This window comes from Micromonospora sp. NPDC049679 (assembly GCF_040659735.1).
Lineage (GTDB): Bacteria > Actinomycetota > Actinomycetes > Mycobacteriales > Micromonosporaceae > Micromonospora_I.
Genome location: NZ_JBFANZ010000016.1, coordinates 119,045 through 128,482 on the forward strand (window position 1 = coordinate 119,045; position 9,438 = coordinate 128,482).

8 protein-coding genes and 1 pseudogene are annotated in these 9,438 nt (G+C 73.1%); 1 reads left to right on the forward strand and 8 read right to left on the reverse strand.

The features are described from left to right. Positions 1–11: 11 nt before the first annotated feature. The 8 genes from AB0J06_RS13290 to AB0J06_RS13325 all read right to left on the reverse strand — a co-directional run bounded on the left by AB0J06_RS13290 (position 12) and on the right by AB0J06_RS13325 (position 9,295). A complete protein-coding gene (locus AB0J06_RS13290; protein ID WP_357427985.1) occupies positions 12–1,505 on the reverse strand; it encodes an O-antigen ligase family protein in 1,494 nt (497 codons plus the stop codon). 157 nt (positions 1,506–1,662) lie between these two features. Beyond that, positions 1,663–2,952: a glycosyltransferase family 4 protein gene (locus AB0J06_RS13295; protein ID WP_357427987.1), complete on the reverse strand. Its 1,290-nt coding sequence runs from the start codon at positions 2,950–2,952 to the stop codon at positions 1,663–1,665. A gap of 137 nt (positions 2,953–3,089) precedes the next feature. Further along, positions 3,090–4,160 (reverse strand): polyprenyl synthetase family protein, encoded by a 1,071-nt coding sequence (locus tag AB0J06_RS13300; protein WP_357427989.1) that lies wholly within the window; start codon positions 4,158–4,160, stop codon positions 3,090–3,092. A 6-nt stretch (positions 4,161–4,166) separates the two neighbouring features. Beyond that, entirely contained in the window at positions 4,167–5,594 is a 1,428-nt protein-coding gene (locus AB0J06_RS13305; RefSeq protein ID WP_357427991.1) for a nucleotide pyrophosphatase/phosphodiesterase family protein, read from the reverse strand. Beyond that, positions 5,591–6,784, reverse strand: coding sequence for a metabolite traffic protein EboE (eboE, locus tag AB0J06_RS13310; RefSeq protein ID WP_357427993.1), 1,194 nt, complete (start codon positions 6,782–6,784; stop codon positions 5,591–5,593). Before eboE ends, AB0J06_RS13305 begins: the two co-directional genes overlap by 4 nt. Beyond that, positions 6,784–7,635: a TatD family hydrolase gene (locus AB0J06_RS13315; RefSeq protein ID WP_357427996.1), complete on the reverse strand. Its 852-nt coding sequence runs from the start codon at positions 7,633–7,635 to the stop codon at positions 6,784–6,786. Before AB0J06_RS13315 ends, eboE begins: the two co-directional genes overlap by 1 nt. Continuing rightward, the gene (locus tag AB0J06_RS13320) at positions 7,635–8,255 is read right to left on the reverse strand and encodes an EboA domain-containing protein (protein ID WP_357427998.1); all 621 of its coding nucleotides are present in this window, start codon (positions 8,253–8,255) and stop codon (positions 7,635–7,637) included. Before AB0J06_RS13320 ends, AB0J06_RS13315 begins: the two co-directional genes overlap by 1 nt. Continuing rightward, a complete protein-coding gene (locus AB0J06_RS13325; RefSeq protein ID WP_357428000.1) occupies positions 8,255–9,295 on the reverse strand; it encodes a sugar phosphate isomerase/epimerase family protein in 1,041 nt (346 codons plus the stop codon). The genes AB0J06_RS13320 and AB0J06_RS13325 overlap by 1 nt, the downstream gene beginning before the upstream one ends. 60 nt (positions 9,296–9,355) lie before the next feature. Here AB0J06_RS13325 and AB0J06_RS13330 point away from each other — a divergent pair. Continuing rightward, a pseudogene (locus AB0J06_RS13330) lies at positions 9,356–9,438 on the forward strand (16S/23S rRNA (cytidine-2'-O)-methyltransferase); the annotation flags it as partial.

Genomic DNA, 9,438 nt, shown 5'->3' on the forward strand with positions numbered 1-9,438 from the left:
CTGTTCCTACGTCAATGAGCCGTTACGAGCTGTCGCGCCGTGCCCGACGCCATGGTGTCGGCCGCCGGTCCGCGGGCGATGCTGCTCGCCGCGGCCGCGAAGGCGAAGAGGTACCAGAGCGTGACCACATTGGAGATCACGTTGGAGGCGGCGCTGACCGCGATGAACGCCACCGCGCAGCCGAGGAACCCGACCGCGATGCCCCGCTCCAGGGTGGCCGGGGGCGCGCGGCGCAACGCCAGCCGGCCGGTGTGCAGGCTGAGCAGCATCATGGCGAGGTACGCCAGCAGGCCGAGCACGCCGGTCTCGACGTACGCCCGCAGGAAGTCGTTGTGCGGCTTCTTCGCCTCGTCCGTCTCGCGCTGCGTCATGTTGGGACCGATGCCGGTCACCGGGTTGCGGTTGGCCAGCGTCACTATCTGCGTCCAGTAGTCCACCCGCCAGGCGAGCGTGTTGCCGGTGGGACCGCCCCCGACCGCGCGCGCCTCGCCGAGCTGCGCGAAGCGACCCGCCACCGACGGCAGCAGCAGCATCCCGGCGACGGCCACCACGCAGAGCGTGGCGAGCATCCGGGCGCTGCGCTGCAACACCGCGACCACGACCAGGCCGATCGCCGCGCCCAGGATGGCGCTGCGGGTGTTCGTCAGCAGCAGGAAGACCAGCGAGAGCGCGAGCAGCCCGGCGAGCGCGACGCGCAGCCGCCGTTCCAGATAGCGGTACACGCCGAATCCGAAGATCACCATGAACATCAGGTAGCGGCCGAACGTGGTGGACTGGCTGAACGGTCCGCTGATCCGGGTGAAGCTCCCCTTCACCTCCGACGGCGGCGCGCCGAGCAGCGACATCAGCACCGTGTAGCCGAGCGCCAGCACCAGCGAGGCGTAGCAGGCGAGCAGGATCCGGCGGATCGCCCGGGTGTCGGGCATGAGCTGCTCCAACACCAGGAACATCACCACGACGGTGAGGATCCGCAGCGCTTCCAGCATGCTGGTCGCCGGACGGGCCGCGCCCACCGCACTGACCACGCCGCTCGCGCCGACCAGCATCATCGCCCAGCCCAGCGGCGAGCCGTGCAGACGACCGTGCCGGCGCAGCTGCGCGGCGAGCCAGAGGCCGGCGGCGAGCAGGAAGAGCACGGCGAGCAGGGTCGAGGGATCGGCGGCGCGGGTCGCCTCGTTGGCGTCGGCCCTGCCGGCGGTCGGGCCACTGAGCTTGAACAGGTCGACGCAGGAACGCACCGCGAGCATCACCATGACGTACGCGGCGAAGCGGGTCATCGCCAGCGCCGCCACCATCACGCCGCCGACCGCGGCGAGCGGCAGCACCACACCCATCTTGTCGCCCGCCGCCATCGACAGGCCGGCGAGCAGGGCGGCCCCGGCCGCCACCAGGGCGGCGAGGACCGTGAGCACGCCACCCGCGCGACCCGACGGGCGTACGGCGAGCGGGCCGAACGGCGCCGCGCCGCCGGCGGGCTCCGCCGCATGCCGGTTGTCCTGTGTCACTGGTCCCACTCGACTCTCGCCGCCCCACCGGGGCGGCCCCGCCTTCCTACCGGCCGCCCAGCGGCGCGGCACCGACCCGTCCGCACGGGACAGAAGATCGCCACAATGTAACCGGAGATCCGGGGAAGCCAGTATGGGCCGATCGTCGGCCCCGCCATCACCCGGCTCTCCGGCCCGCGCGCGTCGCCGACGGCGCGGCCAACTCCAGATAGAGCCGCTCCAACTCGCGCGCCGCACCGTCCCACGTGTACTCATCACAGACCCGGTCACGCAGCGCCAGCGCCCCGACACGCTCAGCCTCCGGATCGGCGGTGAGCTGACCCAGCGCCCGCACCAGATCGTCTTCGGACCCGTCCCGGAACAACCGTCGACCGGGCCCGTCCGCCCCCACCACCTCGAGGTGCGGCGGGATGTCGCTGGCGACCACCGGCAGGCCGTACGAGGCCGCCTCCAGCAGCGTCAACGGCAGCCCTTCCAGCCGGGAGGGCTGTACGAAGCCGGCCGCGTGGGAGTAGAGCTCCGCGAGGAGGTCGCCGTACGCGAAGTCGGTGAACACGATCCGCGGATCGTCCTGCGCCGCCGCGGTGAGCCGGGCCACGTACCCGTCGGTGAAGGACGACCCGCCGACCACCGCCAACCGCAGCCCGGTCGGCACCCGGCGGAACGCGCGGATCAGCAGGTCCGCCGCCTTCTCCGGGACGAGCCGGCCGACCAGCAGCAGGTAACCGCCGGGGGTCAGCCCGAAGCGTCCGGTGATCTGCGCGGCCGGGACGTGACGCGCGGCCGCGACCCCGTTGGGAATGTAGCGGGCGGCGCCGCCGAAGCGGTCGTCGTAGTGGGCGGCGAGGCCGCGCGACACCGCGACCCGCTCGTCGGGGACGTACCCGCTCAGCCAGTACGCCGTGTTGAGCACCGTGCGCGCGGCGAGTCCCCACTTGGCCCGCTGGTTGTCCAGCCCGTGCACCGTCAGCACCACCTTCGCGCGGGACAGATAGCGCGGCAGCGGCGCCACCAGACCGGGTCCCAGGCCGTGGTAGTGCACGATGTCCGGGCGCTCGCGCAGCGCGGCGAGAGTCGAGGTGGCGGAGTGCACGATCGCGTCGAGATGCTTGCTGGCCACCGTGCGCACCTGGCGCAGCCGTACGCCGCGGTATTCGTCCAGCGGCGCCGTGCCGTAGCTCTGCCGGCAGTAGACGGTGACCTCGTGGCCGTAGCCGGCGAGCCGGCTGGCCAACTCCTCCACGTGCCGCTCGATCCCGCCGTACGTCGCCGGCATCCCCTTCTGTCCGACCATCGCGATCCGCAGCCGACGCCAGTCGCCCCCGTCACCGCGCCGCTGACGCGGGATCAGCCGGGAATCGGCCGATCTCCGGTCATCCACATCGGAAGCTGGCGGCTCTTGACCGGTCTGGTGCGCATCGGCGGCGCGCGCATCGCGGATAACCACTGAGCCTCCTTGGGACACGGCGCTGCGGGAGTTGGCCGGCGCGCAACATGGCGGCGGTCACCCTGTGCGCCCAGGACGGTAGATCACAACAAGACGGAACTCGATGAACGTTCGGCCGGGGTTCGCTGGCTGGCCGGCTACCGCTGCCGGTTCACCGCCGACCCGGCCAACGTGGTCAGCGACTCGCGCGCCTCGGGGGTCACCGGGGCGTCGGCCAGCGCGGCGAGCGCGCTCTCGGCACGGACCCGGATCATGTGCTCGATCCGGTCGCGCGCACCGGTCGCCACGATGATCGCGCGCAACTCCTCCGCGCCGTCGCCATCAAGGCCCGGATTGCCGAACAGCGCCCGCAACCGGTCCGCCTGGCCGCGGTCGGCACGGGCCCGGGCGAGTGCCATCATCACCGTCGGCTTCCCCTCACGAAGATCGTCCAGGACCGACTTGCCGGTGACCGCCGGATCGCCGAAGACCCCGAGAACGTCGTCGCGAAGCTGGAAGGCGTCACCGAGCGGATCGCCGAACGCCGCGTACGCCGCCTGCAACTCCTCCCCCGCCCCGGCCAGCCCGGCCCCGATCTGCAGCGGCCGGGTCACCGTGTAGCGCGCGGCCTTCATCCGGATCACGGTGAGCGCGCTGGCCACCGAGCCGTCCCCGACGCCGGAGACCAGGTCGAGGTACTGCCCCGCGATCACCTCGGTGCGCATGTGCGCGTAGACGGCGTACCCCTGCCGGAGCTGGTCGGCCGGGATGCCGGACTCGTGGAACATCTGGTCCGCCCAGGTGGCGCAGAGATCGCCGCAGAGCAGGGCGGCGCTGCGGCCGTACGCGCCGGGGTCACCTCGCCAGGAGAGGCGGGTATGCAGGTCGGCGAAGAGGCGGTGCACCGACGCCTCACCGCGGCGCCAGTCGCTGCCGTCCATGATGTCGTCGTGGATGAGCGCGAACGCGTGGAAGAGCTCCAGCGCGGCCGCCGCCGCCACGATCTCCGGACTGTCGGGGCGACCGGCGCCACGCCAGCCCCAGTAGCAGAACATCGGACGGAGCCGTTTGCCGCCGGCCAGCACGAAGCGGCGCAGCGTGTCGAAGACCCCGCGCGGCGCGCCGTCCGGCCAGCCCGGATCCTGGCGGTCCAGAAAGGCCACCAGTTCGGCGTCACAGCGCGCGCGCAGCCCCTCCGTGTCGATGTCCCGGGCCATCTGGGCGGTCATCGCCGTTCACCTCGCCCCGGTGACCGGGGACGGCGCCCCGCTCGCGGTCGGTCTCCCGGCGAGGCCCGCCAGAGCGAGCAGGAACCCCTTCACCTCGGTGGCGGCGAACGCGTCGCGGGCCGCCGACGGATCCGAGCAGAGCAGGACCGGCGCGTCCAGCGGGTCGGTGGGCAGCCGCCCGTGCGACCCGCGGACGGCCTTCGCCCCCGCGTCCAGCCCGACCACGCTCATCAGATAGCGCATGCCGATCTTCTTACGCAGCAGCGCGAGCGCGGCCCGGCCCTTGGCGGCGCCCGGCGCGGCCGGGTCGAAGAAGAGTTCGGCGGGGTCGTAGCCGGGCTTGCGGTGGATCTCCACGAGTCGGGCGAAATCCGGCGCCTTCGCGTCGTCCAGCCAGTAGTAGTACGTGAACCAGGCGTCCGCCTCGGCAACCAGGACCAGGTCACCGGCGCGCTCGTGGTCGAGCCCGTGCGCGGCCTTCCCCGCCTCGTCGAGCACCTCGGCCACACCGGGCAGCGCCGCATAGAGCTTCGCGACCGCCGGCACGTCGGCCGGATCCTTCACGTAGACGTGCGCCACCTGATGGTCGGCGACCGCGAAGGCCCGCGAGGTCCACGGGTCGAGATACTCCATGCCGGCCTGCGTGTAGACCTCGAGCAGCCCCTCGGCGCGGAGCAGCCGGTTGATGTCGATCGGGCGGGACACGTCGGTGATGCCGTACTCGGAGAGCGCCACCACGGTCACGCCGCGCGCCGCCGCCGCATCCAGCAGCGGGGCGAGCTCCCGGTCCAGCTCGGCGGCGGCGGCCGCCCCCTGCGGCGCGCTGCCGCCGTAGCGCTGCAGGTCGTAGTCGAGATGCGGCACGTACGCCAGGGTCAGGTCCGGCGAGTGGTCCGTCATGATCTGCTCCGTGGCGCGGCAGATCCACGCCGACGAGGTGATGCCCGCGGCGGCGCCCCAGTAGCTGAAGAGCGGGAAGGTCCCGAGCCGGCCGGTGAGCTCGTCATGCAGCTGCGGCGGGTAGGTGTAGCAGTCGGGATCCTTGCGGCCGTCGGCGTGGTAGATCGGGCGCGGGGTCACGGTCCAGTTGACGTCGGCGCCCATCGCGTACCACCAGCACACGTTGGCGACCGTGTAGTCCGGCTTGACCCTGCGGGCCGCGTCCCACAGCTTCTCCCCACCGACCAGCGCGTTGTGCTGCCGCCACAGGAAGATCTCGCCCAGATCGCGGAAGTACCAGCCGTTGCCGACGATCCCGTGTCCGGACGGCGGCTCGCCGGTGAGGAACGTCGACTGCACCGCACAGGTCACCGCCGGCAGCACCGTGCCGAGCGGCGCCTGGAAACCGCTTTGCGCCACCGCCGACAGGCGCGGCATGTGCGCGAGCAGCCGGGGTGTCAGCCCGACCACGTCGAGGACGAGCAGCGGTCTCATGAGGTCACCTCCGTGTAGGTCGGCCGCGCCGCGCCCGGTGCGGGCCGGACCGGCAGGGACAGGCCCAGCGCGAGCAGTTCGTCGCGGGCGAACGCCAGCTCCGCGGCGATGCCGCCGGCGAGCTGTTCGGGGGTCTCCGGCCGGTGCGCGACCGGCAGGACGCCCCAGGTGTACGTCTCGACGTCGAAGTGGTCGCAGGCGGCGGCCGGACCGCCGACCAGCTCGCGGAGCGCGTCGCGCAGCAGCGGAACGGTCGAGGTGAGCGGCGTGGCCGGCGCGGTGTGCAGCGGCACGTGGTAGTGCACCCGCCACGGGCCGGGCAGCTCGGCGTCGAGCGCCGCGTCGAGGTCGTCGGTGGCCCCGCCGTCGCAGCTGCGGGTCTGGTGCAGGAACCGCGGCTCGACGTAGCCGCGCAGCACGTCGGCGTCGAACCGCGGTGAGTCCGCGCCGAGGGCCGCGGAGACCTGCACCTTCACGATCGGCAGGCCCGCCTCGCGGAGCCGGCCCAGGGCGGCGGCCGGCTGCTCCCAGGCGCAGGCGAGGTGCGCCAGGTCGAGGCAGATGCCGAGCCACTCGGTGTCCATATCGGAGAGGAGTCGTACGGCGTCCGCGGTGGTCTCGACGACGCAGCCCGGTTCCGGCTCGAAGCCGACCCGGATGGCCCGGCCGGACTGCCGGGCCAGGTCGGCGAGGCCGATGGCGAGGGAGTCGAGCCGCCGGGCGCAGGCGTCGGCGCGACCGGGGTCCCACGGGTCGCGCCAGGCCAGCGGCAGCGTGGAGATCGACCCACGGGCGGCATCGTCGGGGAGCAGATCGGCCAGGACGCGGGCCAGGTCCAGGGTGTAGTCGAGCCGCTCCGGGGTGCTCCAGTCGGGGTGGTAGACGGCGTGCTTGACCACCGGCGCCTGGAACGACCGGTACGGGAAGCCGTTGAGGGTGACCACCTCCAACCCGCGCACGTCCAACTCGCGGCGGAGCCGCCGCCGCTGTGCCCCGTCGGCGGCGAGCCCGGCGGCGACCGGTGCGGCGAGCCAGAGCCCGAGCCCGAGCACGTCGCTGTCGAGCCGCTCCCGCACCGGCAGCGCGTACGTGTCGAGCTGCGCGATGATCCCGTCGAGGTCCTCGGCCGGGTGCACGTTGGTGCAGTAGCCGAGGTGGATGGTCTGCCGGTCGGGGTGCCGCAGCCGCATCAGCTGCCTCCCCGCTTGATCGAGCTGCCCTCGAAGGTGGCGTCGACGTCACCGATGTCCGACAGGTCGAGCCGCCCGGACTGCCCGTAGAACTCCACCGGGTTGCGCCACAGCACCCGGTCGACGTCGTCGTCGGTGAAGCCGGCGGCGAGCATCGCCTCGCCGGTCGCGCGGGTGAGCAGCGGGTCGGAACGCCCCCAGTCGGCGGCGGAGTTGACCAGGATCCGCTCCGGGCCGTACTCCTTCAGGATCTCCACCATGCGGGGCGGGGACATCTTGGTGTCCGGATAGATGGAGAAGCCCATCCAGCACCCCGACTCGCGGACCAGGCCGATGGTGACCTCGTTGAGGTGATCGACGACGACCCGTCCCGGCGCGATGCCCGACTCGGCGACCACGGCGAGCGTCCGCTCGGTGCCGCGCGCCTTGTCCCGGTGCGGGGTGTGCACCAGCGCGGGCAGCTCGTACTCCACCGCCAGGGCGAGCTGCGCGGCGAACGCCTCGTCCTCCGCCGGGGTCATCGAGTCGTAGCCGATCTCCCCCACCGCGACCACGCCGTCCTTGGCCAGGTAGCGCGGCAGCAGGTCGAGCACCGCTGTGCAGCGCGGGTCGTTGGCCTCCTTCGGGTTGAGCGCGACGGTGGCGTGGTGGCGGATACCGAACTGGCTGGCGCGGTAGGGCTCCCAGCCGATCAGCGAGTCGAAGTAGTCGGCGAACGAGCCGGGGTTGGTGCGCGGCTGGCCGAGCCAGAAGGCGGGCTCCACGATCGCCCGGACGCCGGCCGCGGCCATCGCCTCGTAGTCGTCGGTGGTCCGGGAGGTCATGTGGATGTGCGGGTCGAAGATGCGCATCACGCCTTCTTTCCGTAGGCCGCGGTCAGGCGGTCCAGCAGGGCGACCGCGTCGGCGGCGACCTCGCGGCCGGCCGCGTACCGCTCCTCCGCCAGCCCGGCGAGCATCGTGGCGAGCTCGGCGTCGGCACGCCGGTCCAGGTCGTGCACCACGGCGAGGGGAACGCCCATGAAGACGCACTTGAGCACCGCCTGCCGCCACATCGGCTGGTCGAGCTGACCGGCGTACGGGCCGAGCGCCGCGGCCACCAGGCGGGTGTCGTTGGTGCGGATCGCGTCGTGCAGCAGCGGCACCGCGTCCGCCCCGATCGGCAGCAGCGGCAGGGCCTTGAGGACAGCGCGCTTCTCGGCGGCGTCGCCGTACCGGTAGAGGGTGTCCGTCGCGTAGGCGACCCGGTCGGCCGGGAGCGCCGCCAGCAGCAGCGCCCGGGCCGCCTCGTCGACGGTCCAGCCGGGGGCCTGCGGCAGCGGCGCCCGCCCGCAGCGGCGGGCGGCGGTCGCGAAGAGCCCGCCGATGTCGTCCGGTTCGCGCGCCACCCGGTCCAGCGCCTCCCGCAACCATCCCTGGTCGGGTGCGGCGGGAACGTCGGCGAGCGCGGCACGGAGATCGTCCGGTTCCATCACTCCTCCTCTGCGGTGTGGGGCGCCACAGAGCGTTTGCTCTGCTTCCCCCTAGGCGACGGCCTGGGTCCGATGACCGGACGGTCGGTGTTTCCTCCGGGGAGGCAGAGCGAGGGCCGCGCCGTGCTCATCCCGTCCGCCGCGGACGCGGCCCCGTCCACCGCCGACGCGGCCCCGACCCGCTCCGCCTCGGTGAGGAACGCGAGCGACTCGGCGGCGACGGTCGGCGCGGCGTGCGAGTGGCGGGGCAGCTCGACGGCGACCAGGCCGCGGTAGCCCACGTCGGCGAGGGCCCGCAGCACGGGTGGAAAGTCGATCTCGCCGGTGCCGAACTCCAGATGCTCGTGCACCCCCCGGCGCATATCGTCGATCTGCACATTGACCAGGTGCTCCGCCACGTCCGTCACGCACTCCGGCACGGACGCCGGCTCCAGGCAGCGGCAATGTCCGATGTCGAGCGTCAGCCCGAAGCCGGGTGGCGAGCCGAGCGCGGCGCGCAGCGCCCGCCAGTCGGCGATGGTCTGCACGAGCATCCCCGGCTCGGGCTCGAACCCGAGCGGCACGCCGGCGGCGTCGGCGGCCGCGACGATCGTCGCGGTGCCGGTCACCAGCCGCGCCCACGCGGTCGGCTCGGGCACCTCGGCGGGGCGCACGCCGGCCCAGAACGAGACCGCCTCGGCCCCCAGGTCCGCGCCGATGGTGACGGCCCGGCGCAGGAACTCCAGCCGCTGGGCGGGGTCGTCGTGGAGCAGGGTCGGGGCGTGCTTGCGCCACGGGTCGAGCAGGTAGCGGGCGCCGGTCTCGATCACGACGGCGAGGTCGAGGTCACGGAGCTGATCGGCGACGCGCGTGACGCGCCGGGCCAGCTCGGGGGCGAACGGGTCGAGATGGTCGTGGTCGAGGGTGAGCGCCACCCCCTGGTAGCCGAGGTCGGCGATGACCGCCAGCGCATCCGTCAGACGATGGTTGGCGAAGCCGTTCGTGCCGTACCCGAAGCGCAGCCCGCTCTGCCGGCCGGTTCGCTCGCTCTGCTCGCTCATGTCGGTGACACCTTGCGGGCGAGGTGGCGGCCGAGCGGCGCCGCCGCCGCGACCGCGTCGCTGCGGAGCGACCCGCGGGTACGGGTGTTGGAGCGCACCAACGTGCGCACCCTCACGCCACAGTCGATCGGCGGGCCGGTCGC